A 26,201-nucleotide genomic window follows, 5' to 3' on the forward strand; every position below is an offset into this window, starting at 1 on the left:
TTATGCCACTGGCGCTACTTGCCCTGACGATCAGTGCCTTTGCAATTGGCACGACCGAATTTGTTATCGTAGGACTGGTGCCTACGATAGCTAACCAGCTTTCAATCTCGCTGCCTTCTGCCGGCCTGTTGGTTTCTATCTATGCGCTCGGGGTTGCCATCGGCGCCCCCGTCCTGACCGCGTTGACGGGACGTTTCCCGCGTAAGCCGCTGTTGGTTACGCTGATGGTGTTATTCACCGCTGGCAATGTTCTGGCCTGGCAGGCGCCGGACTACACCACGCTGGTGATTGCCCGGCTGCTGACCGGTCTCGCTCACGGTGTGTTCTTCTCCATTGGTTCAACTATTGCAACCAGCCTGGTACCAAAAGAGAAAGCAGCATCCGCCATCGCGATTATGTTCGGTGGTCTGACCGTCGCCCTTGTCACCGGTGTACCGTTAGGAACGTTTATCGGCCAGCACTTTGGCTGGCGCGAAACCTTCCTTGCCGTCTCTTTACTGGGGGTGATTGCCCTGGTTGCCAGCCTGCTATTGGTACCGTCGACTATTGCAGGACGTGCGAGTGCCAGCCTGAGCGATCAGCTCAAGGTACTCACGCATCCGCGTTTGCTGATCATCTACGCCGTCACAGCGCTCGGCTATGGGGGTGTATTCACGGCTTTCACCTTCCTGGCTCCGATGATGCAGGACCTGGCAGGCTTCTCACCCAGTGCAGTGAGCTGGATTTTGCTGGGGTATGGTATCTCCGTCGCCATCGGTAATATCTGGGGAGGGAAGCTTGCGGACAAACATGGTGCAGTGCCGGCCCTGAAGTTTATCTTCGCAGCACTGGTTGTTCTGCTGATGATTTTCCAGTTCACGGCATCGATGCAATACGCCGCGCTGATAACGGTACTGGTGATGGGGATCTTCGCCTTTGGTAATGTGCCAGGCCTGCAGGTTTACGTGGTACAAAAAGCCGAACTTTATACACCCAACGCGGTAGATGTCGCATCGGGCCTGAATATTGCCGCGTTCAATATTGGGATTGCGCTGGGTTCTATCATTGGTGGGCAAACCGTTGAACATTTCGGATTAACCCAAACGCCATGGATTGGTGCGGTGATTGTTCTGGTCGCTTTCCTGCTGATTAGCCTGAGTGGGCGCCTTGATAAACCCGCTCGTGTAGTGCTGGGATAACATCAGTAAGTGCTTGCTTACAAAACTGGAAAGCGGTTTATCTGAAATTGCGTTGAAAGTGTAACCTAAAGTCCCTATAACATTAGAACCAGTCCGTTTTCCGGGCTGGTTCATGTTACAGAGGCCGTTTCCAAAAGTGCGAAAAAATACCTATGCCATGCGTTATGTTGCCGGAATGCCCGCGGAGAGGATCTTGCCTCCGGGGTCGTTTGCGAGCATAAGTCAGGCATTACCTGCCGGGACACCCTTAAGCAGCGATGAAAAAATCCGGGTGCTGGTGTGGAACATCTTTAAACAACAGCGCGCTGAGTGGTTATCGGTACTCAAGAATTTTGGGAAAGACGCCCATCTGGTGCTGTTGCAGGAGGCGCAAACCACCCCCGAGCTGGTAAGGTTTGCTACGACTCACTACCTCGCTGCTGACCAGGTTCCCGCGTTTGTCTTGCCGCAACATCCTTCTGGCGTGATGACTCTCTCTTCGGCTCATCCGGTCTATTGCTGCCCGCTGCGCGAGCGCGAGCCGATTCTGCGTCTGGCGAAATCGGCGCTGGTAACGGTCTACCCGCTGCCGGACACGCGCATGCTGATGGTTGTGAATATCCACGCGGTCAACTTCAGCCTGGGCGTGGATGTGTATAGTAAGCAGTTACTTCCGATCGGTGACCAGATCGCCCATCACAGCGGGCCCATCATTATGGCCGGGGATTTTAATGCCTGGAGCCGTCCGCGCATGAATGCGCTGTATCGCTTTGCACGCGAAATGTCGCTGCGTGAAGTTCGTTTTAGCGATGACCAGCGCAAGAAAGCGTTTGGCCGTCCTCTCGATTTTGTCTTCTATCGTGGTCTGAACGTTCACGACGCCTCTGTTCTGGTGACGCGTGCCTCCGATCACAATCCTCTACTCGTTGAATTCAGTCCCGGCAAACCTGATAAATAATGGTATGTCAGGTCTGCCGTGGGGCAGGCCATTCGGGTGCTGCCCTTTATTTTTAACAACAAAAGGACAGTACGATGACAACAACACACTCCCATCATGACAACGTAGAAAAACAGTTTGGCTCCCAGGCAAATGCTTATCTGAGCAGTGCCGTGCACGCGTCTGGCCGTGATCTGGTCCGTCTCGGTGAACGCCTGGCGGCAGTGCCGCACGCGCACGTTCTGGACTTAGGCTGTGGCGCCGGGCATGCCAGCTTCACGGCAGCACAGCAGGTGGCGCAGGTCACGGCCTATGATTTATCCAGTCAGATGCTGGAGGTGGTTGCAGAGGCCGCACAAGCCAAAGGGCTGAACAACATCGCAACGCGTCAGGGCTATGCCGAATCCTTACCCTTTGAAGATGCCTCATTTGAAGTTGTTATCAGCCGTTATTCTGCCCATCACTGGCATGATGTCGGCCAGGCATTACGTGAAGTTAAACGCGTTCTGAAGCCGGGCGGGGTCTTTATCATTATGGATGTGATGTCGCCGGGACATCCGGTGCGTAATATCTGGCTGCAAACGGTTGAAGCGCTGCGCGACACCTCGCATGTGCAAAACTACTCCAGCGGGGAGTGGTTAGCGCTGATTACTGAAGCGGGGCTGATCACACGTGCATTGATAACGGACCGCTTGCCGCTGGAGTTCAGCTCGTGGATTGCCCGTATGCGCACGCCGGAAGCGTTAAGCCAGGCCATTCGATTGTATCAGGATAGCGCGTCGGCGGAAGTGAAGGCGTACTTTGAATTGCAGGATGATGGATCATTTACCAGCGATACCATCATGGCTGAAGCGCAAAAAGCAGCGTAAAGAAAAAAGGCACCGAGGGGAATCGGTGCCTTTTTATCGTTAGGTCGTGTCATCAGGAGTCTGGCGTGGCGCTGTTTTTCACAAACAACGTCAGCTGGTCGCCTGGTTTCAGATTGTCAGTATCATTGTTCCAGCGCATCACATCCTTGATATTTACGCCGTGTCGTTTTGCGATACTGGACAGTGAATCACCTTTACGCACACGATAGGTAATGCTATCGCTGTTGCTGGCGAGACGCTGTGCACTGTTACCTGCACCCACCGTCAGAGTCTGACCCACTTTCAGGCCTGAGCTGCGCAGATTATTCCACTGCTGCAGATCGTTTGCCGTCACGCCAAGACGTGAGGCAATGCCCGAAAGTGTATCACCTGACCGAACCTTATAGCTGCGGCTGTTCACGGATGATGCATCCGCGATCAGCGTTGACTGAACAGCGGCAATTTCACCCGATGCTAAAGACTCACGTAAATGCTCAGCATGTTTCTGCGGAACCATTACATACTGCGGACCACTGGCCCCCAGCGTTGAGCCTTTAACGCCAGCATTAAAGGTTTTCAGTTTACTTACCGACATACCCGTCATATCAGCAACCTGTTGAATATCAACCGGATTGCTGAGGCGAACACGCGCCAGTGCACGACTTTCGTCTGGTGTTGGCAGTTGTACACCGTAACGCTTGCTGTTCTTGAGAATATCGCTCAATGCCAGCATTTTCGGTACGTAAATCTTCGTTTCCTGTGGCAGTGAGAGCGACCAAAAATCGGTGGATTTACCCCGTGCTTTATTCGCTTTCATTGCCTTCAGTACACGACCTTCGCCACTGTTATACGCTGCGACCGTTAACAGCCAGTCGCCGTCGAACATCTTATTAAGACGTTCCATCATGTCGAGAGCGGCTGTCGTTGAAGCGACAACATCACGACGCGCATCATAGTTGCGGGTCTGTTTCAAACCATAGTTTCGCCCGGTGCTCGGAATGATCTGCCAAATGCCTGCGGCATTGGCGCCAGACGTCGCGTGTGGGTCAAAAGCGCTCTCCACTATGGGTAGGAGTACCAGCTCCATCGGCATGTTACGTTTCTTAACTTGCCCGGCTATCCAGTACATATACGGCTCTGCCCGTAAAGTTACATCGTGGAGATAGCTCTTATTTCTTAAATACTTTTGCTTCTGTTCGCGAATCCGGTTGTTTTCCGGAATTCCCATCTTTAGCTCGTCGCCAATAGAGGTCCACAAGTCTTCATCCTGTGCGAAAGACGTCCCATCGTCCATCCATCGCGCTGAACTTGTAAACTTCCCTGCTTCCCCTTGACCAGCTGCAGAAAGGCTCTGTGCGTGCTGTTGTACGTTGCTGCCGTTCTGCGACTGGCAACCTACAAGCAGGACAGAGGCGAGTAATATCGCTTTTGCCTTCATGTGTGTGTCAATAGTTGCTTAAAAGACGAGCGATGATAACGGCGAAATTTTGAAAAGGCAACCCGCAATTATCTGAAGTTATCTTTCTTTGACCTTAACCATGCAAATCGCTGTTCTGGTTGTGACAAATTTGTTTCTTTGTTAATTTCATCAATTAAATCAATATCATCTGTTCGTAAAAATAAATTAGTTTTACGCTCATTTTTCAGAATTACGGGGAGTGTTTTTTGGTTTTTTGCACGTAACTCCTTCACTTTGTGATAATAATCTTGAATCGCCCGATCCTCTGGCAAGATGCTCGCCGCAAACTTCATATTTCCTAATGTATACTCATGTGCGCAACAAATAAGGGTATCGTCAGGTAATGCGCTAATCTTCTGTAATGACTGGTACATCTGGGCTGGGGTGCCCTCAAAAAGTCTTCCACAGCCGCCGGAGAACAGCGTGTCGCCGCAAAAAAGATAAGGTTTGCTGTAGAAGCAAAGATGTCCCAAAGTGTGACCTGGTGTAGCAAATACAGAAAACTCCCACTCGCGTATGAGGATATTTTCACCTTCTTCGACTACCTGCGTTGCTCCCTTATCTTGTGTCTCTGCCGGTCCGTAAACCACCAGATGCGGGAATTGGGCACGAAGGTCAGCAACACCGCCGGTATGATCGTTATGATGATGGGTCAGAAGGATGGCCTCTGGTTGCCAGCCGTTCTCTTTTATCGCATCTGATACGGGAGCCGATTCTCCAGGATCGACAATGACGCACCGACGCTCGTCATCGACTAAAACCCAGATGTAATTGTCCTGAAAGGCGGGAATACTGATAAGATTCATAAATTACCTCTTATAGCGTGGTGGGTGTGTTGATGAAACCGGCAAGGATACCTCAGATTGTCCCGGCACCTGAACGTTGGGCCGAATTGCCCTGGGGTGAATACTATCGCGAGAACCTGGAACAGCAGCTTAAACCCTGGCTCGCGAAAATGTATGGTTTTCACTTGCTTAAGATTGGCAATCTCAGCGCGGAAATCAATACCGAAAGCTGCGCTATCTCACATCAGGTTAATGTCTCTCTTGGCGCATCACCGGTTCAGGTGAAAGCGGATCCTTTGCATCTGCCGTTTGCGGAAAAGTCCGTTGATGCCTGCCTGCTGGCACACACGTTGCCCTGGTGCAGCGATCCTCATCGCCTGCTGCGCGAGGCCGATCGCGTCCTGATTGATGATGGCTGGCTGATACTCAGCGGGTTCAATCCGCTGAGTCTGATGGGGCTGCGCAAGCTGGTTCCGGTGCTTCGCCGGACACCGCCGTATAACAGCAGGATGTTCACGATGATGCGCCAGCTTGACTGGCTTTCACTGCTGAATTTTGAGGTGCTCTGCTCGGGCGGTTTTCAGGTACTTCCCTGGGCGCGGCAGGGGGGCGTTGTTCTGAGCACCCATCTGCCGGCATTAGGCTGCATGCAATTTATTGTCGCGCGTAAGCGGACCATCCCCCTTACGCTTAATCCGATGAAGCAGAGTAAATCGAAATCGCCCATTCGCCAGACCGTGGGCGCCACGCGGCAGTACAGAAAACCCTGATCAGGATTCGGGCTGATAGCCTGTGTCTTCATGAGCGGGGTTGGATGCCGCTGTCCGTGCCAGTTCGTCACAACGTTCGTTTTCGGGGTGGCCTGCGTGACCTTTAACCCATTCCCATTTAATCTCGTGCTGGCCCAGCGCAGCATCAAGACGTTTCCAGAGATCGACGTTTTTGACCGGCTTTTTGTCTGCCGTCTTCCAGCCGCGTTTTTTCCAGTTGTGGATCCACTGGGTGATCCCCTGGCGTACGTACTGACTGTCAGTGCTCAACACCACATCGCAGTGTTCTTTTAGCGCTTCCAGCGCCACAATGGCGGCCATCAACTCCATGCGGTTGTTGGTGGTCAGAAAATAGCCTTCGCTAAAAGTTTTTTCATGCTCGCGATAGCGCATAATCGCGCCATAACCGCCAGGCCCTGGGTTGCCGAGGCAAGATCCATCGGTGAAAATTTCTACCTGTTTACGCATCTCTGGTAGACTTCCTGTATTTGAAACGTTCAGTTAAACGATAAGTCTGACATAAATGACCGCTATGAGCACTGCAATTACTCGCCAGATTGTCCTCGATACCGAAACCACCGGTATGAACCAGATCGGCGCGCACTACGAAGGGCACAAGATCATCGAGATCGGTGCCGTTGAAGTGGTGAACCGTCGTCTTACGGGGAACAACTTCCATGTCTACCTCAAACCCGACCGACTGGTGGACCCAGAAGCGTTCGGCGTGCACGGTATCGCCGATGAGTTCTTGCTGGATAAACCGACCTTCGCGGAAGTGGCAGATGAGTTTCTGGAATATATCAAAGGCGCCGAGCTTATCATTCACAACGCGTCGTTCGATATCGGCTTTATGGACTATGAGTTCAGTAAGCTCCATCGTGATATTCCGAAAACGAACACGTTCTGTAAGGTGACCGATAGCCTGGCGCTGGCGAGGAAAATGTTTCCTGGCAAGCGTAACAGCCTGGATGCGCTCTGTTCTCGCTATGAAATAGATAACACCAAGCGAACGCTGCACGGCGCATTGCTCGATGCCCAGATCCTGGCGGATGTCTACCTGGCGATGACCGGTGGTCAGACGTCCATGAAGTTCAGCATGGAAAATGAATCGCAGCAGACGCAGGGGGAAGCGGGGATTCAACGCGTTGTTCGCCAGGCCAGTCGTTTGCGGGTGGTTTTAGCCAATGATGACGAGTTACTTAACCATGAATCCCGTCTTGATTTAGTGCAGAAGAAAGGCGGAAGCTGTATGTGGCGGGCCTGAAAAAGGGCCGGAATGCCTGTAAAATCATCGTTTGGGTGAATTTTGCAGCAAACGATTCAAAACGTGAGAAAAAGCGTTGACGAGTCCGGAGGCAAACCGTAATATGCGCCTCGTTCCCCCAGCGGGAACAGTGGAGCGGTAGTTCAGTCGGTTAGAATACCTGCCTGTCACGCAGGGGGTCGCGGGTTCGAGTCCCGTCCGTTCCGCCACTATTCAGAAGGCCTGAATCAGAAATGATTCAGGCCTTCGTCGTTTCTGCGTCTGCAAATCTTCTTTATCCGCCCCCCCTGTCTTTATTAACAAAAAGTTAATATCTGTGGTGCAATTAATTAACATTTGATCAATGATAGTGCACAATTTGCACCGTATTTGTGCATTTTGCCACCGATTGTCATTATGGCAGCGGAGCAGATGTGTAATTTTGTAAAAAATAATTCACAGAAAATCATTCGCTTATCTCCATCCCTTCAGAAAGTTCATGAACCAATGCTTTATTGGTTCGTTTATTGCTTAATCATTAGCACGGTAAGTAGCACGTCATATCAATAACTTATCGTTAATAAAAATAAAGTAATGATGATAGCGAGCGAACCAATATGGAAAAACCGTCACGGTTTCTGGCCAATTCCAGCACCGCGCTTGAGCAGCTGCGCGGACTGATCAACCAGCATGAGTCAACACCAGGCACTCCGCTGCCCACTGAACGTGAGCTGTCGGAGACTCTCGGCGTAGGACGACGTGAAGTACGTCGTGCGCTGGACGTGCTGGAAGAGGAGGGGCGGATCTGGCGTAAACAGGGCAAAGGGACCTTTATAGGCCCGTCTGCACCTGTTGAACCTCTGGCCCTTCAGGGATTGGTTCAGCAAACCAACCTTCTGGAAGTCATGGAAGCTCGTCTACAGCTCGAACCCGGCTTAGCCCGGCTTGCGGCACTGCGTGCCACCAGGGAAAACCTCGCGCTTATGCAGCGCATGCTGGAACGCATTGATAAGGTCAGCCCGGACGACCGCGATCTCAACGAACTCTGGGATAGCGCATTTCACCGCGCCATTGCCGAGGCTGCCGGTAATCGCCTGATGCTTGGCCTGTTTGATGCCATTGATGCCGTCAGACGTGAACCGGGCTGGCAGCATTTGCGCGAATTAGCCCGTACACCCGAGCGGGTTGATCACTACAACGACCACCATCAAAAAATCATGTCTGCGATTATCCATCGCCAGCCTAATGAAGCAGCGGCCGCCATGCGCGAACACCTGCTTAGCCTGCAGTCAGCCCTGATTCAGGCTATTCACCTTGAGGACGACTTCACGCTATGACGACGATCCCGTTTAAGGACCCCACGCCTGTACTGCGGCTGCAAAATCTTAACGTAACGTTCGCCGGCTCTCCGGTGAGCGTGCTTGATGGTATTTCACTGACGGTCAACGCGGGAGAAACGCTGGCGCTGGTGGGGGAATCCGGCTGCGGGAAAAGTATCACCTCATTAGCGCTGATGGGCTTACTGCCCGCCAGCGCACAGATCGTCAGCGGCGAGATGCAGTTCCGTCGTCACGACTTACGAAAGCTTTCACCGCGGGAATATGCCGATCTTCGCGGCAGCGAACTGGCAATGATTTTCCAGGAGCCAATGACCTCGCTCAACCCTGCCTTCACGCTGGGAGACCAGCTCAGTGAAGCGGTGATGCGCCATCAGAAACTTTCTCGTGCAGAGGCGATGAAGGTTGCGCTGCAGATTCTGGAGAAGGTGCAGATCCCGGCAGCAGAAATGCGCCTGAAAGCGTATCCGCACCAGCTTTCCGGGGGGATGCGTCAGCGCGTGATGATTGCGATGGCGCTGATTAACCATCCACGTTTGCTGATTGCCGACGAGCCGACAACCGCGCTGGATGTGACCATTCAGGCGCAGATCCTCGCGCTGCTTAATACCCTCAAAGAAGAGACCGGTACGGCGGTGTTAATGATCACCCACGATCTGGGCGTGGTGGCGGAAGTCGCGCAGCAGGTGGCGGTAATGTATGCCGGACAGGTGGTAGAGCAGGGGAGCGTGGAGGCCATTTTTGCCGATCCGCAACACCCGTACACCATAGGACTGATGGGCTCGATTCCGTCCCTCGGCGCACGTAAAGGCGCGCTTTCCACTATTCCCGGAGCCGTTCCGCTGCCGGAATCCATGCCCAAAGGGTGCCGGTTCGCTACCCGCTGCCCCTTCGCGCAAACGCGGTGTCATGACGAAAAGCCGTCGCTGACGGCGATGGGGACCGACCATCAGGTGGCCTGCTTCCGCGTGCCGCTGGAACAACATATTGCGCTGGGAGAAATTGCATGACGACGCCCATTCTTGAAGCCCGGGACCTGAGCAAGCTTTTTCCCGGCCCTAAAAAACTGTTTACCCCAGCACGTTTTGTCACCGCGGTCGATCGCGTCTCCCTTTCCGTCATGCCTGGTGAAACGCTGGCGATTGTGGGCGAGTCCGGATCCGGAAAATCGACGCTGGGCCGTCTTCTTCTGCGGCTGCTGGCGGCCAGCGAAGGACGCGTATTTTATCAGGGTGAAGAGATCACTCACGCCTCGGGAGCACGTCTGAACCAGCTGCGGCGGGAGCTGCAGATCATCTTTCAGGATCCTTTCGCATCGTTAAACCCGCGCATGACGGTCGAGCAGATCGTCGGTGAGCCGCTGTGGCTACACCAGTCGATGAAGAAAGCCGACAGGCAATATCGGGTGGCGGAGCTGCTTAAAACCGTAGGGCTGCCAGCGGCCTGGGCGCAACGTTATCCGCACGAATTTTCCGGAGGGCAGCGTCAGCGAATCGGTATTGCGCGTGCGCTGGCCTCCGGTCCAAAGCTGTTGCTGGGGGACGAGCCGGTCTCCGCGCTGGATGTCTCGGTTCAGGCGCAGGTGGTCAACCTGCTGGAAAGTCTGAAGCATCAGCTGGGGCTGACAATGGTGATTGTTGCCCATGGCCTGGCGGTGATTCGCCATATGAGTGACCGCGTGGCGGTGATGTATCTCGGGCAAATTGTTGAGCTTGCGACCGTCGACGAAATCTTTGATGCCCCGCTACACCCCTATACGCAGGCGTTAATCGCCTCCGCCCCCCAGATGCAGCCAGGCGCGCCGCGTGTGGCACCTCTGCTGCAGGGGGATTTACCGAACCCGGCCAGCCCGCCGTCAGGCTGCCGTTTCCATACCCGTTGTCCGTATGCCACGGATGAATGTCGCCAGGTCGAGCCGATCAATCAGGTGCTGGACGGGGGACGCCAGATTGCCTGCCATCGCTGGCAGGAGATTAACCGCGATCGCAGTGTTATCCACATAGCACCGCCATCCGCAGCCTTTCTGCGCCGCCGCGCGCTGTTTGAACACGCGGCCACTCACTCCTCCCTTCCTTCAAGGAACTCATGATAATGACAATGCGTAATTCTCTTTTGACCGTACTGGGAAGTGTTATGTTGCTTGGCGCGGCGCTGCCCGCCCATTCTGAAAGCGTACTGCGAATTGGTCTGGGTGCGGATCCGGACATGCTCGATCCGCATCTGGCGCGCACCTATTATGGCCGTTTCGTCTTTGCGTCTCTGTGCGACCGGCTGGTGGACGTGGATGAGCATCTGAAAGTGGTTCCCGGCCTGGCGAAATCGTGGGCCTGGAGTGACGACGGCAAAACGCTGACCATGGATCTGCGTGAAGGTGTGACCTTCCATGACGGTGAAAAATTTGACGCCGCCGCGGCAAAATACAACCTCGACCGCGCGCTGACGTTAAAAGGTTCGCTGCGTAAAAGTGAAATCTCGTCCGTTGAGTCCGTTGAGGTGACAGGCCCGATGCAGATTGCCCTGCATCTGAAAACACCTGATGCCGCACTGCTGATGCAGCTTACCGATCGCGCCGGGGCGATGATGGCACCCGACGCCGCGAAAAAGCCTGACTTTGCCGCCCATCCGGTCTGCTCTGGCCCCTATAAGTTCGACAGCCGCGTCTCGCAGGACCGTATCGTTCTGACGCGTTTTGACAACTACTGGAACAAAGGCGCTTACCACTTCGATAAAATTATTTATCTGCCGATCCCGGATGCCTCCGTGCGTCTGGCTAACCTGCGTGCAGGGGATCTTGATCTGACGGAAGGCATTGCCGCCAGCGACGTGAAAACCGTAGAAGCCGACAGCAAACTGGCGCTGGCGAAGGTGACCGGTCTGGGTTATCAGGGCATTACCTTCAATATCAATAACGGCAAGGTCCCGGCGAACGATCCGTTTAAGGATGCCCGCGTGCGTGAGGCATTTTCTCAGGCAATCGATCGCGATGCGTTAAATCAGGTGGTCTTCGAGGGGCTGTACACCCCGGCAAACCAGGCGTTTTCTACCGTAAGTCCGTATCACGTTAACCTGCCGGTGCCACCACGCGATGTCGACAAAGCCAAAGCGCTGTTGAAAGCGGCAGGCATCACTACGCCGCTGAACGTCAATCTGCTGGTGCCCAACAACCCAACTTCACAGCAGGTCGGTCAGGTACTGCAGGCGATGGTCGCAGAGGCTGGCTTTAACCTGAACCTGCAAATGACCGAGTTCGCCACGCTGCTCGACCGCCAGCAAAGCGGTGATTATCAGCTGAGCTTCTCTGGTTGGTCGGGTCGTCCGGATCCGGATGGCAGCATCTACGGCTTCATTAACAGCAAAGGCACCCTTAACGACGGCCGTTACAGTAACGCGCAGGTGGATGAATGGCTGACGCAGGCGCGCCTGAGCAACGACAAAGCCGTCCGTCAGCCGCTGTACGACAAGGTGGTGAAACAGCTGCAGACGGATATGCCCATTGCCTACCTCTATTTTGAACCGCGTATTTTTGGTCTGAACAAGAGCGTGCAGGGCTTTAAACCGTATCCGGACGGCATTGTGCGTCTGGCTGGCCTGACGCTGGCGAAATAACTGGCCTGAGGAGAACCCATGCTGGAACTGATTTGCAAACGTCTGCTGCTGGCCATCCCGACCTTACTGCTGGTGAGCATGATGGTGTTTGGCCTGCAAAAACTGCTGCCCGGCGATCCGCTGATCGCCATGGCCGGGGAGGAGCGCGATCCGGCGGTGATCGCCCAGCTGCGTGCTGAGCTCAATCTCGATGCGCCCATCCCTGTGCAGTACTTCAACTGGCTGACGCGCGCGCTGCAGGGCGATCTTGGTGTCTCCTTACGCACTCACGAGCCGGTCACCCAGCTCATTGCCAGCAAACTGCCGGTGACGCTGGAGCTGTCGCTGCTGGCGATGATCATCGCGCTGGTGTTTGGCATCAGCATGGGGATCCTCGCGGCGGTCAACAAAAACAGCTGGGTCGATCACGGTGCCAACTTTGTGGCGATCTCGGGGATCTCGATACCGCATTTCTGGCTCGGGATCCTGTTGATTCTGGTCTTCTCGGTCAATCTGCAATGGCTGCCAGCGTCGGGATTCGTGCCGTTTAGTGAAGATCCGATCCAGAACCTGCGTACGCTGTTGTTGCCTGCCTCGGTACTGGGAACGGGGCTGGCGGCCACGCTGATGCGCCATACCCGCGCCTCCATGATCGCGGTAATGAAGGCCGATTACATCCGCACCGCACGGGCTAAAGGGCTGTTGCCAAAGGCGGTGATTTTAAAGCATGCGTTTCGCAATGCGCTGGTTCCGGTGATCACCCTGACCACGCTGCTGTTCGGCGAACTGCTGGGGGGCGCGGTACTGACCGAACAGGTCTTCACCATTCCAGGGTTCGGCAAGATGATCGTCGATTCGGTCTTTAACCGTGACTATGCGGTGGTGCAGGGGGTGGTGCTTATCGTGGCGATCGGTTTCCTGCTGCTGAACCTGCTGGCCGACGTGCTTTACGTTCTTATCAACCCGAAAATGCGAGGTTAAGCATGGCGGAACTGACAACTCAAACCATTGCCGCGGTTCAGCCCCGTGCACAGAACCGGGTGCTGAAGAAATTTCTCGCCAATAAAAGCGCGGTGATGGGTGCCGTAGTGGTGGGCTTTTTTGTGCTGGTGGCACTGCTGGCACCGTGGATCGCGCCTTTTGATCCGGTGAAAGCCAATTTCCTGGCGGTGCGTAAAGCGCCTTCGGCGATGTACTGGTTTGGGACCGATGAACTGGGCCGCGATATTTTGTCCCGCATTATCTGGGGGGCGAGAACGTCGTTGATGGCTGGCTGTATGTCGGTGGTGATCGCCGTGGTCATTGGCGTTCCGCTGGGGCTGGTGGCGGGTTACTTCCAGAAGATGTGGGACGGCGTGATCTCGCGTTTTATTGAAGCGCTGCTGGCCTGTCCGTTCCTGATCATGGCGATCGCGCTCGGGGCGTTTCTGGGCCCAAGCCTGACCAACGCCATGATCGCCATTGGCCTCTCCGCAATGCCGATCTTCGCCCGCCTGACGCGCGGCCAGGTGATCGCCATTCGCAACGAAGAGTATATCGACGGCGCAAGGGCAATTGGCCTGCCGGATCGCTGGATCATCATTAAGTATGTGCTACCCAATGTGATGTCTCCGATTCTGGTGCAGGCCACGCTGGCCATTGCCTCGGCAATCATTGCTGAAGCCAGTCTGTCATTTCTGGGGTTAGGCCAGCAGCCGCCGAACCCGTCATGGGGCTCAATGCTTAATACCGCGAAAGGTTTCCTTGAGCAGGCTCCGTGGATGTCTGTATTCCCCGGTGTGGCGATTTTTCTTGCCGTGCAGGGCTTTAATTTACTCGGCGACGGGCTGCGCGATGCGCTCGATCCGCGCCATGACTAAGGAGTCATGATGACCAAAGCGCTTGATTTCACTTCCGGTTACGATTCACGACGCCCGCCGATGATGGGCCACAACGCCGTGGCGACATCTCAGCCGCTGGCGGCCCAGGCGGGAATGAAGATGCTGCAGCTCGGCGGTAACGCGGTTGATGCGGCGGTTGCAACCGCCATGGCGTTGACGGTGGTTGAACCCACCGGCAACGGTATTGGCAGCGATGCCTTTGCCATCGTCTGGGATGGTGAAAAACTCCACGGCCTGAACGCCTCTGGCCGCTCGCCTGCCAGCTGGCACGCGGATCTGTTTGCCGGTAAAACCGCGGTGCCAGAAATTGGCTGGGATGCCGTCACCGTGCCGGGTGCGGTATCGGGCTGGGTGGCGCTGGCAGAACGTTTTGGCACGCTGCCGCTCACTACGCTGGCGCAACCTGCCATCGAGTATGCGCGTAACGGTTTTCCGGTCTCCCCGTTGATTGGCCATCTCTGGCAGCGGGGTTATAACAAGCTGAAAGATCAGCCAGGCTTTAGCGCCTGCTTTGCACCGGAAGGGCGTGCTCCCCGGGTCGGCGAGATCTTCCGTAACCCGGCGCAGGCTCATTCGCTGGAGCTGATTGCCAGAACCAACGGTGAAGCGTTTTACCGCGGCGAGCTGGCGCAGAAAATTGCCGCTTTCGCGAAAGAGCATGGCGCGCACCTGACGGCAGAGGATTTGGCCAATCATCGTGTGGACTGGGTAGAACTGCTGTCGCGTGATTTTGCCGGTGGTTCGGTGCAGGAGCTGCCGCCAAACGGGCAGGGCATCGCCACGCTGATTGCGCTCGGTATTCTGGAGCAGTGTGGAATTGAAAAACATCATCCGGATTCCGTACAGTCGCTTCATCTGTCTATTGAGGCGATGAAACTGGCGCTGGCGGATCTCGATCGCTACGTCGCTGATGAAGAACACATGGAGTTCGCGGCCCAGGCGTTGCTGAGCGATCGTTACCTGGCGTCGCGCGCGGCGCTTATCGACCCCGATAACGCCTCCGATTTCGTCTACGGTTCGCCGACGCAGAGCGGTACGGTCTACCTGAGCGCTGCAGATTCCAGCGGTATGATGATCTCCTTTATTCAGTCCAACTATATGGGCTTTGGATCCGGGATTGTGGTGCCGGAGACCGGGATCAGTCTGCAAAACCGCGGTTGTGGCTTTGTGCTGGATCCAAACCATCCAAATGCGCTGGCGGGCAGTAAGCGTCCGTTCCACACCATCATTCCGGGCTTTGCGATGGACGGCAACGGTAAACCGCTGATGTCCTTTGGCGTCATGGGCGGGCCAATGCAGGCGCAGGGGCATATGCAGATGGCCCTGCGCATCATGCTGCACGGGCAAAACCCGCAGGCGGCAATTGATGCGCCTCGCTGGCGCGTGGTGCAGGGCAGGGAAGTGATCGTCGAATCGACGTTCGATCGCAATACTATCGCCGCACTGCGTGAGCGCGGGCACCAGATCGTGGTGGAAGATCCGCTCCAGGATTACAACTTCGGCGGCGCGCAGGTGATTTATCGTATGCCGGAAGGGCATTATGTGGCGGCGACAGAGAGCCGCAAAGACGGGCAGGCGCTGGTGAGTTAATGATGTCCCCTCCCTCTACCTGTGAGAGGGAGGGGAAACCGTTATCCAATGCTAAAGGGATCCGCATCCTGCCAGGCCGGAAACTTCTCGCGATATTCCTTCAGGGCCGTCAGTGACAACTCAGCATCAATGCGCGTTGCCTGATGCGGCTCGGCGGTGGCAATAATTTCACCCTGCGGGTTCACCACCCGGCTATCCCCCCGATAATGATGCCCGTTGCCATCGGTCCCCACGCGGTTACAGCCGACCACATACGCCTGGTTTTCAATGGCGCGTGCGACCAGCAGCGACTGCCAGTGCAGTGAGCGCGGGGCAGGCCAGTTGGCGACATACAGCGCCAGGTCGTAATCGTTGCGGTTGCGTGACCACACCGGGAAGCGCAGGTCGTAGCAAACCAGCGGCAGAATACGCCAGCCGCGCCATTCGAACACCACGCGCGCATCACCCGCTTCATAGTGATGATGTTCATCTGCCATGCGGAACAGGTGGCGTTTATCATAGAAATGCACTTTCCCTTCCGGCTCGACCAGCAGGAAGCGGTTGACCGGCCCGCGCTCGGTTTGCAGCGCAGCGCTGCCCGCAATCAGCGCATTGGTTTGCTGCGCTTTGGCGTGCATCCAGGCGACCACCTCTTGCTGTGGCATTGACTGTTGCGCCGCTTCCATGGCGAAGCCGGTAGTGAACATCTCCGGCAGGACAATCACATCACGCCCGGTAATGCCTTCCAGTTGACGATCAAAGTGGCGCAGGTTGGCAGGGCCGTCCATCCACACTAAAGGTTGCTGCAAAATCGAAATCTTCAGACCAGGCACAATTCAGACTCCTCAAACGACCACTTTTTGACACTGTAGCACGACATAAAGAGAAAATGTGGCAATAAAAAACCCCGCGCGTGGCGGGGTTTGTAGAAGCGAAACGCGTTATGCAGCTTCAGGTTTACGGACCTTCTCCGGGAGCTTTACCGGCTGTGTCGCCAGCTCATCCGGGTCGAAATCATCCACGTTAATGCTGCGCAGACGGCTCTCTTCGGCTTTCACCAGCAGAGCGGCTTCATCATTGTTGATGATCCCGCCCGTCAGGGCCTGTTTCGCCAGTTCATCCAGGCGGGTGAACGGCAGGTTTTTGCCCAGCTGTTTGCAGATCTTCTGGTGGATGGGATCGGCAGCCATCACGTCCAGCAGCGCTTCTTCCAGCAGACCAACCGGGTTATGCGGTGTTGGAGCCAGATACTGACCGCGGCCGATACGGGAACGGGTTGCGCTCGGTACCTGCAGGATCTTCGCCACTTTGTGATCCAGTTTGTCAGACGGCGCCAGATGATGACGACCGGTCGGGAAGATCACCACGCGGAGGGCACCTGCAACAAAGCGGTTCGGGAAGTTCGCCAGCAGATCGTCAATGGCCTGTTCCGCCTGATACATCGCATCCTGAACACCCCAGTGAACCAGCGGCAGATCGGCTTCCTGACGGCCTTCATCGTCGTAGCGTTTCAGGACCGCAGAGGCCAGGAAGATTTGGCTCAGCACATCACCCAGACGGGCAGAGATACGCTCGCGACGCTTCAGGCTACCGCCCAGCACCGCCATAGAAACATCTGACAGCAGAGCGAGGTTGGCGCTCAGGCGGTTAAGATGCTGGTAATAACGCTTGGTCGCATCACCGGTTGGCGTGGCGCTGGTAAGACCGCGCGTCAGACCCAGCCAGAAGCTGCGCACCTTATTACTGCCCACGTGACCGATATGTTTGAACAGCAGCTTGTCGAAGGCATCCACGTCGTTATTCTGCGCGGCGGCCATCTCTTCCAGCACATAAGGATGGCAACGGATTGCCCCCTGGCCGAAGATCATCATGCTGCGGGTCAGGATGTTTGCCCCTTCAACGGTGATGGCAATCGGTGCGCCCTGGTAGCCGCGCGCCAGGAAGTTGCCCTCGCCGAGCATAATGCCTTTACCGCCCGCGATATCCATTGCATCAATGATTGACTGCTGTGCGCGGTGGGTACAGTGATACTTCACGATAGCTGACAGCACGGCCGGTTTTTCACCCAGCATAATGCCGTAGGTAATCAGGGAGGCGGCAGCATCCATCACGTAGGCATTGCCTGCGATACGTGCCAGCGGCTCTTCGATCCCTTCCATCTTGCCGATAGAGATTTTGAACTGACGGCGGATATGGGCGTATGCACCAATCCCCATCGCGACAGATTTCAAACCACCGGTCGAGTTCGACGGCAGGGTAATACCGCGGCCAACCGACAGACATTCCACCAGCATGCGCCAGCCCTGACCGGCCATTTTCGGACCACCGATGATGTAGTCAATCGGTACAAAGATATCCTTGCCGCGGGTTGGGCCGTTCTGGAACGGTACGTTCAGCGGGAAGTGGCGACGACCAATTTCAACGCCTGGGGTGGAGGTTGGGATCAGCGCACAGGTAATGCCCAGATCTTCTTCACCGCCCAGCAGTTTTTCCGGATCGGAGAGCTTAAAGGCCAGGCCCAGCACGGTCGCGATAGGGGCGAGCGTAATATAACGTTTGTTCCAGGTCAGGCGCATCCCCAGCACCTGTTGGCCCTGCCATTCACCCATGCAGACGACACCGGTATCCGGGATCGCACCCGCATCTGATCCCGCTTCCGGGCTGGTCAGCGCGAAGCATGGAATTTCCTGGCCACGTGCCAGACGCGGCAGGTAGTGATCTTTCTGCTCTTCGGTACCGTAGTGTTGCAGCAGTTCACCCGGGCCTAACGAGTTCGGCACGCCAACGGTGATCGCCAGGATCCCGGAAACGCCTGCCAGTTTTTGCAGGACGCGGGCCTGAGCGTAAGCGGAAAACTCCAGACCACCGTACTCTTTCTTAATGATCATCGCGAAGAAGCGGTGTTCTTTCAGATACGCCCACAGTTCTGGTGGCAGGTCCGCCATTTCATGGGTAATCGCGAAGTCATTTGCCATGCGACACGCTTCTTCCACCGGACCATCAATAAAGGCCTGTTCTTCAGCGGTCAGACGCGGTTGCGGATAGTTGTGCAGCTTTTTCCAGTCCGGGTTGCCCTGGAACAGGTCGCCTTCCCACCAGGTGGTACCGGCATCAATCGCTTCTTTCTCCGTACGCGACATGGGCGGCATCACTTTGCGGAAGCCTTTGAACACCGGCGCGGAGATCATCGATTTACGCATCGGCGTAAAGTTAAACGGCAGAAGAATGATAGCCAGCGGGACTAAAAGCCAGATATTCCACAGGCCAGCGACGCCAAGCGCAGCCGTCCAGGCCAGCAGAACCAGACTGCTCAGGAATAAACTCACCCGGTGATAGAACAGCACACCGAGCAGAACAACGGTTGCGAGAATGCTCAAAATCATCATAAAGAAAAGCTCCCTTGCTTGTAGGAGGTCTGACCACTTGTGATGATATGGTTGTAGTTGATGTTATTTCCTTTAGCAATGTGTTTACAAAATAATTACAACCTGGTTCACATTGTTCAGGTTTAAGCCAGCACGAAAACGCAAAACGCCAGACGATTCGCATGGCTTTAGCTTCTCGCTTTTCCCGCTATCCGGTACACTCCACTGTGTTATTTCATCAATACTGAAGGATTATCCTCATGTACCAGGATCTTATTCGTAACGAACTGAACGAAGCGGCGGAAACGCTGGCTAACTTTCTGAAAGATGATGCCAATATTCACGCTATTCAGCGCGCAGCGGTCCTGCTGGCCGACAGTTTCAAGGCCGGCGGTAAAGTGCTCTCCTGTGGTAACGGTGGTTCCCACTGTGATGCGATGCACTTTGCAGAAGAGCTGACCGGGCGTTATCGTGAAAACCGTCCGGGCTACCCGGCGATTGCGATTTCCGATGTGAGCCACATTTCCTGCGTCAGTAACGATTTTGGTTATGACTATATCTTCTCTCGCTACGTTGAAGCCGTGGGCCGTGAAGGTGACGTGCTGCTGGGGATTTCGACGTCCGGAAACTCGGCTAACGTGATCAAAGCGATTGCCGCAGCGCGTGAAAAAGGGATGAAAGTCATCACCCTGACCGGTAAAGATGGCGGTAAGATGGACGGTACGGCGGATATCGAAATCCGTGTTCCGCATTTCGGTTATGCTGACCGCATTCAGGAAATTCACATCAAAGTGATCCACATCCTGATCCAGCTGATCGAAAAAGAGATGGTTAAGTAAGACTTCGCTGGGGGCATGATTGCCCCCGCTGTTGTGGAGGTGATGTATGTGCGAATTGCTCGGGATGAGCGCCAATGTGCCAACCGATATCTGCTTTAGCTTCACCGGGCTCGTTCAGCGCGGCGGGGGCACCGGGCCGCATAAAGACGGCTGGGGCATTACCTTCTACGAAGGCAAAGGATGTCGCACATTCAAAGATCCCCAGCCCAGCTTTAATTCCCCGATTGCCAGACTGGTGCAGGACTATCCCATTAAGTCCCGCTCGGTGATTGCCCACATCCGTCAGGCAAACCGTGGGGAAGTGGCGCTGGAAAATACCCACCCGTTCACACGCGAGCTGTGGGGCCGTCACTGGACCTACGCGCACAATGGCCAGCTCTCCGGCTATAAGTCGCTGGAGACGGGCAATTTCCGTCCGGTCGGTGAGACCGACAGCGAAAAAGCGTTTTGCTGGCTGCTGCACAAGCTGACGCAGCGTTATCCGCGCACGCCCGGCAACATGACCGCCGTCTTCAAATACATTGCGTCGCTGGCATCAGAACTGCGTGAGAAGGGCGTGTTCAACATGCTGCTGTCTGACGGGCGTTATGTGATGGCGTTCTGTTCGACCAATCTGTTCTGGATCACGCGCCGCGCGCCGTTTGGCGTCGCCAAGCTGCTCGATCAGGATGTGGAAATTGATTTTCAACGAGAGACCACACCGAATGATGTGGTCACAGTGATCGCGACCCAGCCGCTGACGGGCAACGAAACCTGGCAAAAGATTATGCCAGGCGAGTGGGTCTTATTTTGTCTCGGGGACCGAGTAGTTTGATGCCAGCTGTGGCTGGACGACTTCGTGGCTCAGCGGCTTGCTGACCACATAGCGGCCATCGACAACCGAGACAACCGGCGGCTTGTGCGTCTGCTCAAAGTAGTCGTAACCCGGTTTCAGCTGTTTCCAGAAATCCGCGTAGTAGGAATACTTGTGACGTGCCATGTTGGCATCGGTCATGCGGAACGGGTAGATGCTGACCTGAACGTTCGGCTGACCAAAGACCAGTGCGCCGGTGACAAACTGGAAAATCTCATCAATGCCGGTATCGGTCATCGCATAACAGCCGATAGACACGCATGCACCGTGGATCATCAGGTATTTGCCTTCATAACCGTGGGCACGGTCATAGGCGTTCGGGAAGCCAATGTTAATGGCTTTATAGAAGCGGCTGTCAGGTTTTAGCTGGCTACGCTGAACGTTGTAAAACCCTTCCGGACTTTTGAAATCGCCCTGACGCTGTTTTGGCCCCAGACCACCGGAGTAGTTACAAATCTTGTAACTATCAAGCAGCTGATATGTCTCGCCCATTTTTACAAACAGATCGAGTGTGCGTTCTTCCTTGAAGATTTGAATATAAACCGGTGATCCCATTAACTGCTGTTTATATTCTTTGCTGACCGGCGTGGTTGAGCTATTGCTGCTGAGCAGCCCGGCAAACGATACGCACGGAATCAGGAGCATCGCAATGAACAATGCGATTTTACGCATACTACTAGTTCCTTGATAAAACTAAGACCAAATTGCCAGGACGGCAAAAGAGACCCGAAATCAGATTATTCTGTTAGGTGCGCTCACATTAGCACCGCCATAGATTTTCGCAAGAGCCGGGCGGTGAGTTTACAAATTAGTTTTACTTTATAAACCATCAAAATCGCGTTGGCTCCAGGAACTTTGCGTAATACCTCGCACTTTAGCGCCTGCAACCGAGGTTTTGGTGCCCGAAAAACAGCGAAAATGGTACACTTCGCCCCCTCTGGATTGAAGTTCATGGAAGCTTGCTAACCACATGTTTAAAATCAGAAAAGGACTTGATCTGCCGATTGCAGGCGTGCCCGAGCCGCACGTTTCGCCTGGCGCAAGTGTCCGCCATGTCGCCATTTTGGGCGATGACTACCTGGGAATGCGTCCCTCAATGCTGGTGCAGGAAGGCGATCGCGTCATTAAAGGACAGGCGCTCTTCGAGGACAAAAAAAATCCTGGCGTTATGTTTACGGCCCCCGCGAGCGGTACCGTGGTGGCAATCAATCGCGGTGAACGTCGCGTCCTGCAGTCGGTGGTTATCCGTATTGAAGGCGACGAACAACGTGAGTTTTCCCGTTTCGACGCAGCAGACCTCGCCGCCCTGAGCCGGGAAGCCGTTCAGGCACAACTGCTGGCGTCCGGCTTGTGGACGGCGTTTCGCACGCGACCTTTCAGCAAATCGCCTGTTCCGGACACGCTTCCGGCCGCTATTTTCGTCACCGCCATTGATACCAACCCGCTCAGCGCGGACCCGGAGCCCATTATTCTGGCGCAGCGTAACGCGTTTGATGCCGGGCTAACCGTGTTAACCCGTCTGACCTCGGGGAAGGTCCACGTCTGTCAGGCGGGCGGCGGCAAACTCGGGGGCCATCCGCAGGGGCAAGTTACGTTTAATACGTTTGCAGGCCCGCACCCGGCGGGGTTAGTCGGAACGCATATCCACTTCCTGGAGCCGGTGAGCCTGACGAAACAGGTCTGGCATCTGAATTATCAGGACGTGATTGCCATTGGTAAGCTCTTTACCACCGGTGAACTGTGCCCTGAACGGGTGATCGCCCTCGGCGGGCCACAGGCAGCAAATCCACGCCTGGTGAAAACGCTGCTGGGTGCGGACATTAATGAACTGCTTGCCGGTGAAACGAAAGAGGGTGAAAACCGCCTGATTTCTGGCTCGGTGCTCAGTGGCCGTCATGCGGCTGGCGCGCAGGCGTATCTTGGGCGCTTCCACCTGCAGGTCAGTGTGGTTCTGGAAGGTCGCGAGAAAGAGCTGTTCGGCTGGGTTCTGCCGGGCGCTGAGAAGTATTCCGTGACCCGCACTACCCTTGGACACTTCCTGCGTCGCAAACTCTTTAATTTCTCGACCAGCACCCACGGCGGAGAGCGCGCCATGGTTCCGATTGGCAACTACGAGCGCGTTATGCCGCTGGATATTCTGCCAACTCTGCTGCTGCGCGATCTGCTGGCCGGCGACACCGACAGTGCCCAGGCGCTGGGGTGCCTCGAGCTTGACGAAGAAGATCTGGCGCTCTGTACCTATGTCTGTCCGGGAAAATACGAATATGGACCGGTATTGCGCGAGGTGTTAACCCGCATTGAGCAGGAAGGATAACTGATGGGCTTAAAACACCTCTTTGAAAAAATAGAGCCGCACTTTACGCACGGGAAGCTCAGGAAGTACTACCCGCTGTATGAAGCAACGGCGACCATTTTCTACACGCCGGGGCTGGTCACAAAAGGGGCGGCACACGTCCGCGATGCTATCGACCTCAAACGAATGATGATTCTGGTCTGGTTTGCGGTCTTCCCGGCCATGTTCTGGGGTATGTACAACGTTGGCCTGCAGACCATTCCGGCGCTGCATCATTTATATGATGCCCCACAGCTGGCTCAGGTTATCCAGTCGGACTGGCACTACCGACTGGCTAAGACGTTGGGCGTCAGCTTTGCAGCCGATGCCGGCTGGATAAGCATGATGACGCTGGGAGCCGTATTCTTCCTGCCAATCTACATCACGGTGTTTATCGTGGGGGGCTTCTGGGAAGTGCTGTTCGCCATCATTCGCAAACATGAGATCAACGAAGGCTTCTTCGTGACGTCGATTCTGTTTGCCCTGATTGTTCCACCAACGCTGCCGCTCTGGCAGGCGGCACTGGGGATCAGTTTTGGCGTGGTGATTGCCAAGGAGATCTTCGGTGGCACCGGGCGCAACTTCCTCAACCCGGCGCTGGCCGGGCGAGCTTTCCTGTTCTTTGCGTATCCGGCGCAAATCTCGGGCGACCTGGTGTGGACGGCCGCGGATGGGTTCTCGGGTGCGACGCCGCTTTCACAGTGGGCCGCGCACGGGGGCGAAACGCTGGTTAACAACGCCACGGGTCAACCCGTGACCTGGCTGGATGCCTTTATTGGCAACATTCCCGGCTCTGTTGGGGAAGTTTCCACGCTGATGATTTTACTCGGTGGGGCCATCATTCTCTTCGGACGCGTCGCGTCGTGGCGCATTGTCGCAGGGGTAATGATTGGCATGGTGTTAACAGCCACGATGTTTAATTTCATCGGTTCCGCCACCAACCCGATGTTCTCCATGCCCTGGTACTGGCATCTGGTGCTGGGTGGGTTCGCTTTCGGCATGATGTTCATGGCTACCGATCCTGTCTCTGCGTCCTTTACCGACAAAGGTAAATGGAGCTATGGCGTGCTCATTGGTGCGATGTGTGTCCTGATTCGTGTGGTCAACCCGGCTTATCCGGAAGGGATGATGTTGGCCATTCTGTTTGCCAATCTGTTTGCGCCGCTCTTCGACTATCTGGTCGTGCGCGCCAACATTAAGCGGAGGAAAGCGCGTGGCTGAAAGCAAGAATAACGACAGCATCGGCAAAACGCTGCTGGTGGTGCTGGTCCTTTGCCTGGTCTGTTCCATTGTCGTGGCTGGCTCTGCCGTGGGATTAAAACCACGGCAACAGGAGCAGCGTGCGCTGGATAAACAACGCAACATCCTGGCTGTGGCCGGATTAATGCAGGAAGGGATGAGTACAGACGACGTGGCTGAACTCTTCGCGGAGCGAATTTCGGCGCGTCTGGTGGATTTAAAAACCGGCCAGTTGCTGGATAAAGACCCGACGAAATTTAACCAGGCGCTGGCACTGAAAGACCCTGAGATGAGCCTGACGCTGGAGGCATCGCAAGATCCCGCTGGCATCAAGCGTCGCAGTAACCTCGCCGAAATTTACCTTGTGCGCGATGAGCAGAAGCGGGTGCAGGAGGTCGTGCTGCCGATATACGGCAACGGGCTATGGTCGATGATGTACGCCTTTGTGGCACTCGATACGGATGGTCGCACGGTGAAAGGGATTACCTATTATGACCAGGGCGAAACGCCGGGGCTCGGCGGTGAGGTTGAAAACCCTAACTGGCGCGCGCAGTTTGTCGGCAAGAAAGTGCTCGACGATAACGGCCTGCCTGCCCTGAAGGTGATGAAAGGGGCTGCGCGTCCGGGTGACGAATATGCCGTAGATGGGCTTTCCGGGGCAACGCTCACGTCAAAAGGGGTGCAGCACAGTTTTGATTTCTGGATGGGCGAGCTGGGCTTTGGTCCTTTCCTGAAAAACGTACGTGAAGGAGCGCTGAACAATGGCTGATACGGGTGAACTGAAAGAAGTCAAAAAGGTGCTCATCGGTCCGCTGCTGGCGAATAACCCTATTACCTTACAGGTACTGGGCGTCTGTTCGGCGCTGGCGGTCACGACAAAACTGGAAACCGCGCTGGTCATGACCGTCGCGGTCACGCTGGTGACGGCATTTTCCAGCATGTTTATCTCCATGATCCGCCACCACATCCCGAATAGCGTGAGGATCATTGTGCAGATGGCGATCATCGCGTCGCTGGTGATCGTGGTCGATCAGCTATTGCGCGCTTTCGCGTATGAAACGTCAAAACAGCTCTCGGTGTTTGTCGGCCTGATTATCACCAACTGCATCGTGATGGGGCGTGCCGAAGCTTATGCGATGAAAATGCCTCCGCTGGCGAGCTTTATGGACGGGATCGGTAACGGTCTCGGTTACGGCGTTATCCTGCTGACCGTTGGGTTCCTGCGCGAGCTGATTGGCAGCGGTAAGCTGTTTGGCGTCACGGTGCTGGACACGGTACAAAACGGCGGCTGGTATCTGCCAAACGGACTCTTCCTGCTGGCCCCAAGCGCATTTTTCATTATCGGTTTGCTGATCTGGCTGATTCGTACCCTGAAGCCAGAACAGCAGGAAAAGGAGTAACCGACGATGGCTCATTACCTGAGTTTATTTGTGCGCGCGGTGTTTGTTGAAAACATGGCACTCGCGTTTTTCCTGGGCATGTGTACGTTTCTTGCCGTTTCCAAAAAGGTATCGACGGCATTTGGTCTGGGTGTCGCGGTCACGGTGGTGCTCGGCTTATCTGTACCGATTAACAACCTGGTGTACAACTTTGTGCTGCGCGACGGTGCGCTGGTAGACGGTGTCGATCTCAGCTTCCTGAACTTCATCACCTTTATCGGTGTGATTGCGGCGCTGGTACAAATCCTGGAGATGATCCTCGACAGGTATTTCCCGTCGCTATACAACGCGCTGGGGATTTTTCTGCCGTTGATCGCGGTGAACTGCGCCATCTTTGGTGGCGTCTCGTTTATGGTTCAGCGTGATTACAACTTCAGTGAATCCGTTGTGTATGGTTTCGGCTCCGGCATCGGCTGGATGCTGGCTATCGTTACCATGGCGGGGATCCGCGAAAAAATGAAATATGCCAATGTGCCTGCGGGTTTACGTGGCTTAGGGATCACCTTTATCACCACCGGGCTGATGGCGCTGGGCTTTATGTCCTTCTCCGGTGTGCAGCTATAA

Annotated in this window: 25 protein-coding genes and 1 tRNA gene; 20 read left to right on the forward strand and 6 right to left on the reverse strand. The window is 55.3% G+C overall.

Annotated features, from left to right (window positions below; all coding sequences use genetic code 11):
* The first annotated feature begins 2 nt into the window (after positions 1–2).
* The 3 genes from ACN9MQ_RS04065 (at position 3) to ACN9MQ_RS04075 (ending at position 2,963) form a co-directional block, all read left to right on the forward strand.
* Positions 3–1,178 (forward strand): MFS transporter, encoded by a 1,176-nt coding sequence (locus tag ACN9MQ_RS04065; RefSeq protein WP_426021424.1) that lies wholly within the window; start codon positions 3–5, stop codon positions 1,176–1,178.
* Positions 1,179–1,314: 136 nt separating this feature from the next.
* Positions 1,315–2,115, forward strand: a complete 801-nt coding sequence (locus tag ACN9MQ_RS04070) for an endonuclease/exonuclease/phosphatase family protein (RefSeq protein WP_025205128.1) — start codon at positions 1,315–1,317, stop codon at positions 2,113–2,115.
* A 74-nt stretch (positions 2,116–2,189) separates the two neighbouring features.
* Positions 2,190–2,963, forward strand: coding sequence for a class I SAM-dependent methyltransferase (locus tag ACN9MQ_RS04075; RefSeq protein WP_121340311.1), 774 nt, complete (start codon positions 2,190–2,192; stop codon positions 2,961–2,963).
* A 52-nt stretch (positions 2,964–3,015) separates the two neighbouring features.
* On the opposite strand, the gene mltD is transcribed toward ACN9MQ_RS04075, so the two are convergent.
* Both mltD and gloB read right to left on the reverse strand, forming a co-directional pair.
* A complete protein-coding gene (gene mltD / locus ACN9MQ_RS04080) occupies positions 3,016–4,380 on the reverse strand; it encodes a murein transglycosylase D (protein WP_426021423.1) in 1,365 nt (454 codons plus the stop codon).
* Between the two features lie 68 nt (positions 4,381–4,448).
* The gene (gloB, locus tag ACN9MQ_RS04085; protein ID WP_020882801.1) at positions 4,449–5,207 is read right to left on the reverse strand and encodes a hydroxyacylglutathione hydrolase; all 759 of its coding nucleotides are present in this window, start codon (positions 5,205–5,207) and stop codon (positions 4,449–4,451) included.
* Positions 5,208–5,239: 32 nt separating this feature from the next.
* Between gloB and ACN9MQ_RS04090 the strand changes: the two genes are divergently transcribed.
* Positions 5,240–5,956, forward strand: a complete 717-nt coding sequence (locus ACN9MQ_RS04090; protein ID WP_020882800.1) for a class I SAM-dependent methyltransferase — start codon at positions 5,240–5,242, stop codon at positions 5,954–5,956.
* Here ACN9MQ_RS04090 and rnhA read toward each other — a convergent pair whose 3' ends face one another.
* Positions 5,957–6,424 carry a ribonuclease HI gene (gene rnhA / locus ACN9MQ_RS04095; RefSeq protein ID WP_079231385.1) on the reverse strand — a complete coding sequence of 156 codons (468 nt, stop codon included), beginning with the start codon at positions 6,422–6,424 and terminating at the stop codon, positions 5,957–5,959.
* A gap of 64 nt (positions 6,425–6,488) precedes the next feature.
* Here rnhA and dnaQ point away from each other — a divergent pair, with 64 nt between their 5' ends.
* From dnaQ to ACN9MQ_RS04140, 9 genes are all read left to right on the forward strand, one after another.
* Entirely contained in the window at positions 6,489–7,220 is a 732-nt protein-coding gene (gene dnaQ / locus ACN9MQ_RS04100) for a DNA polymerase III subunit epsilon (protein ID WP_032669568.1), read from the forward strand.
* Between the two features lie 132 nt (positions 7,221–7,352).
* A tRNA-Asp gene (locus tag ACN9MQ_RS04105) sits at positions 7,353–7,429 on the forward strand.
* 387 nt (positions 7,430–7,816) lie between these two features.
* A complete protein-coding gene (locus ACN9MQ_RS04110) occupies positions 7,817–8,536 on the forward strand; it encodes a FadR/GntR family transcriptional regulator (protein ID WP_014168746.1) in 720 nt (239 codons plus the stop codon).
* Positions 8,533–9,546, forward strand: a complete 1,014-nt coding sequence (locus ACN9MQ_RS04115; RefSeq protein WP_014168747.1) for an ABC transporter ATP-binding protein — start codon at positions 8,533–8,535, stop codon at positions 9,544–9,546. The genes ACN9MQ_RS04110 and ACN9MQ_RS04115 overlap by 4 nt, the downstream gene beginning before the upstream one ends.
* A complete protein-coding gene (locus tag ACN9MQ_RS04120) occupies positions 9,543–10,625 on the forward strand; it encodes an ABC transporter ATP-binding protein (RefSeq protein WP_426021422.1) in 1,083 nt (360 codons plus the stop codon). The genes ACN9MQ_RS04115 and ACN9MQ_RS04120 overlap by 4 nt, the downstream gene beginning before the upstream one ends.
* 2 nt (positions 10,626–10,627) lie before the next feature.
* Positions 10,628–12,142, forward strand: coding sequence for an ABC transporter substrate-binding protein (locus tag ACN9MQ_RS04125; protein WP_025205116.1), 1,515 nt, complete (start codon positions 10,628–10,630; stop codon positions 12,140–12,142).
* 18 nt (positions 12,143–12,160) lie between these two features.
* Positions 12,161–13,102, forward strand: a complete 942-nt coding sequence (locus ACN9MQ_RS04130) for an ABC transporter permease (RefSeq protein ID WP_020882795.1) — start codon at positions 12,161–12,163, stop codon at positions 13,100–13,102.
* Between the two features lie 2 nt (positions 13,103–13,104).
* Complete coding sequence (locus ACN9MQ_RS04135; protein WP_014168751.1) at positions 13,105–13,980, forward strand: ABC transporter permease; 876 nt, start codon at positions 13,105–13,107, stop codon at positions 13,978–13,980.
* Positions 13,981–13,989: 9 nt separating this feature from the next.
* Positions 13,990–15,591 carry a gamma-glutamyltransferase family protein gene (locus ACN9MQ_RS04140; protein ID WP_020882793.1) on the forward strand — a complete coding sequence of 534 codons (1,602 nt, stop codon included), beginning with the start codon at positions 13,990–13,992 and terminating at the stop codon, positions 15,589–15,591.
* Positions 15,592–15,632: 41 nt separating this feature from the next.
* Here ACN9MQ_RS04140 and ACN9MQ_RS04145 read toward each other — a convergent pair whose 3' ends face one another.
* Together ACN9MQ_RS04145 and fadE are read right to left on the reverse strand one after the other, a co-directional pair.
* On the reverse strand, positions 15,633–16,403 hold the full coding sequence (locus tag ACN9MQ_RS04145; RefSeq protein ID WP_014168753.1) for an amidohydrolase: 771 nt from the start codon (positions 16,401–16,403) through the stop codon (positions 15,633–15,635).
* 108 nt (positions 16,404–16,511) lie between these two features.
* A complete protein-coding gene (fadE, locus tag ACN9MQ_RS04150) occupies positions 16,512–18,956 on the reverse strand; it encodes an acyl-CoA dehydrogenase FadE (protein ID WP_214580802.1) in 2,445 nt (814 codons plus the stop codon).
* A 239-nt stretch (positions 18,957–19,195) separates the two neighbouring features.
* On the opposite strand from fadE, the gene lpcA reads away from it, so the two are divergent.
* Both lpcA and ACN9MQ_RS04160 read left to right on the forward strand, forming a co-directional pair.
* Positions 19,196–19,774 carry a D-sedoheptulose 7-phosphate isomerase gene (lpcA, locus tag ACN9MQ_RS04155; RefSeq protein WP_014168755.1) on the forward strand — a complete coding sequence of 193 codons (579 nt, stop codon included), beginning with the start codon at positions 19,196–19,198 and terminating at the stop codon, positions 19,772–19,774.
* A 46-nt stretch (positions 19,775–19,820) separates the two neighbouring features.
* Positions 19,821–20,588 carry a class II glutamine amidotransferase gene (locus ACN9MQ_RS04160; protein WP_014168756.1) on the forward strand — a complete coding sequence of 256 codons (768 nt, stop codon included), beginning with the start codon at positions 19,821–19,823 and terminating at the stop codon, positions 20,586–20,588.
* Here the strand turns inward: ACN9MQ_RS04160 and dpaA are convergent.
* Positions 20,559–21,299, reverse strand: coding sequence for a peptidoglycan meso-diaminopimelic acid protein amidase (gene dpaA / locus ACN9MQ_RS04165; RefSeq protein ID WP_014168757.1), 741 nt, complete (start codon positions 21,297–21,299; stop codon positions 20,559–20,561). The two genes, ACN9MQ_RS04160 and dpaA, sit on opposite strands and share 30 nt — an antisense overlap.
* Positions 21,300–21,597: 298 nt before the next feature.
* Here dpaA and ACN9MQ_RS04170 point away from each other — a divergent pair, with 298 nt between their 5' ends.
* The 5 genes from ACN9MQ_RS04170 to nqrE are packed head-to-tail and all read left to right on the forward strand — an operon-like array spanning position 21,598 to position 26,201.
* Positions 21,598–22,941 carry a Na(+)-translocating NADH-quinone reductase subunit A gene (locus ACN9MQ_RS04170; RefSeq protein WP_410378498.1) on the forward strand — a complete coding sequence of 448 codons (1,344 nt, stop codon included), beginning with the start codon at positions 21,598–21,600 and terminating at the stop codon, positions 22,939–22,941.
* A gap of 3 nt (positions 22,942–22,944) precedes the next feature.
* Positions 22,945–24,180, forward strand: a complete 1,236-nt coding sequence (locus ACN9MQ_RS04175) for an NADH:ubiquinone reductase (Na(+)-transporting) subunit B (RefSeq protein ID WP_025205104.1) — start codon at positions 22,945–22,947, stop codon at positions 24,178–24,180.
* The gene (locus ACN9MQ_RS04180) at positions 24,173–24,967 is read left to right on the forward strand and encodes a Na(+)-translocating NADH-quinone reductase subunit C (protein ID WP_020882789.1); all 795 of its coding nucleotides are present in this window, start codon (positions 24,173–24,175) and stop codon (positions 24,965–24,967) included. Before ACN9MQ_RS04175 ends, ACN9MQ_RS04180 begins: the two co-directional genes overlap by 8 nt.
* Positions 24,960–25,598, forward strand: a complete 639-nt coding sequence (locus ACN9MQ_RS04185) for an NADH:ubiquinone reductase (Na(+)-transporting) subunit D (protein WP_025205100.1) — start codon at positions 24,960–24,962, stop codon at positions 25,596–25,598. The genes ACN9MQ_RS04180 and ACN9MQ_RS04185 overlap by 8 nt, the downstream gene beginning before the upstream one ends.
* A gap of 6 nt (positions 25,599–25,604) precedes the next feature.
* Complete coding sequence (gene nqrE / locus ACN9MQ_RS04190) at positions 25,605–26,201, forward strand: NADH:ubiquinone reductase (Na(+)-transporting) subunit E (protein WP_014168762.1); 597 nt, start codon at positions 25,605–25,607, stop codon at positions 26,199–26,201.

Source organism: Enterobacter sp. R-25, from assembly GCF_049913205.1.
Lineage (GTDB): Bacteria > Pseudomonadota > Gammaproteobacteria > Enterobacterales > Enterobacteriaceae > Enterobacter > Enterobacter ludwigii.